This is a genomic window from Bradyrhizobium sp. Ses1 (assembly GCF_059512365.1).
In genome coordinates this window covers 1-1,425 of record NZ_JCAMOQ010000165.1, presented here as the reverse complement: position 1 = coordinate 1,425, position 1,425 = coordinate 1, and the positions used below count along the sequence as shown (strand labels likewise).

The window sequence follows — 1,425 nt, the reverse complement described above, 5'->3', positions numbered from 1 at the left end:
TGGAGTGCCCCCCAAAAGTGAGACACGGGAAATTAGGGACAGTTCTCTAACGGAGAACGTATGCCCAACAAATCTCCCCGTGTTTTCAGCCGAGAGTTCAAGCTCGAAGCGGTCCGCCGCATTCTGGCGGGCGAGCGAATCAAGGCGCTTTCAGAAGAGCTGAAGGTGCTGCGCAAGGATCTCTATGCATGGCGCGATCTATTTCGCGCCGGCGGGGCGGAGGCGCTGCGGCCGTTGGGGCGTCCGCGCAAGAGCGATGCGGTTGCACCGAGCGTGAGGGCGCGGGCGCGTGATGTTGCGGCGGCCGACCGTGGCGCGCCCGAGCGCATTGCCGAACTTGAGCGCAAGATCGGCCAGCAGCAGATTGAACTGGATTTTTTTCGGCAAGCCTTGCGGCGGGTCAAGGAAGCACGCCGGCCGAGCAGCGGGCCTGGCGTGACGGGGTCTACGCGGTCATCCAAGCGATGACGACCTCCCCGCGGCAAGGCGAGCTGACGATCGAACGGATGTGCCGATTGGCTGGCGTCAGCCGGGCCGGCTATTATCGGCATTGGGCGGCTTCCGCCCCACGTGCCGAAGAAACCGCCGTGCGGGACGCGATCCAGCGGCTGGCGCTTGCCTACAGGCATTACGGCTATCGCCGGATCGCCGCGCAGTTGCGCCGCGAGGGCTTTGCGGTGAACCGCAAACGCGTGCTGCGCCTGATGCAGCAGGATAATCTGCTGTGCTTGCGGCAGCGGCCGTTCGTGCCTGTCACGACGGACTCGCGCCACCCGTGGCACGTGGTATCGAACCTGGCCCGCGCCATGGTGCCTGATGGCCTCGACCAGCTCTGGGTGGCGGACATCACCTACATCCGTCTGCAGGAGGAGTTCGCCTATCTCGCCATCGTGCTCGACGCCTTCAGCCGGCGGGTGGTCGGCTGGGCCCTGGAGACGCACCTGGAGGCGCGTCTGGCGGTCACCGCGCTCTCGATGGCGCTGGCGGCGCGCCAACCCACGCCTGGCAGCCTGATCCACCACTCCGATCGCGGCATCCAATACGCCTGCGGCGACTACACCGAGCTCCTCCGGCAGCACGACATTGCTCCCAGCATGAGCCGGGTCGGCAATCCCTACGACAATGCCAAGGCGGAGAGCTTCATGAAGACCCTCAAGCAAGAGGAGGTCAACGGCCAGACCTACCGCGATGCGCCGCATGCCAGAAATGCGATCGGCGCCTTCATCGAGGAGGTGTACAATCGCCAACGGCTGCACTCGGCCCTGGCTTACCAGCCGCCAGCCGAGTTCGAAGCAAATTTACCAGGTTGCGGGGCTGCTGCGCAGCAGCCCCGCAACCTAGCCGTAACCCATCAACCCGCCCTGCCGCCTCAAGCGGCGGGCACCTGTCCCTGATTATCGTGTCTCACGATAAGGGTGCACTTCA

The 1,425-nt window shown here is 64.9% G+C and carries 2 protein-coding genes; both read left to right on the top strand.

Annotated features, from left to right (window positions below; genetic code table 11):
* The first annotated feature begins 60 nt into the window (after positions 1–60).
* The gene (locus AC5ZG5_RS46130; protein ID WP_130231946.1) at positions 61–468 is read left to right on the top strand and encodes a helix-turn-helix domain-containing protein; all 408 of its coding nucleotides are present in this window, start codon (positions 61–63) and stop codon (positions 466–468) included.
* Positions 465–1,394, top strand: a complete 930-nt coding sequence (locus AC5ZG5_RS46125) for an IS3 family transposase (RefSeq protein WP_456647252.1) — start codon at positions 465–467, stop codon at positions 1,392–1,394. The genes AC5ZG5_RS46130 and AC5ZG5_RS46125 overlap by 4 nt, the downstream gene beginning before the upstream one ends.
* Positions 1,395–1,425 lie beyond the last annotated feature (31 nt).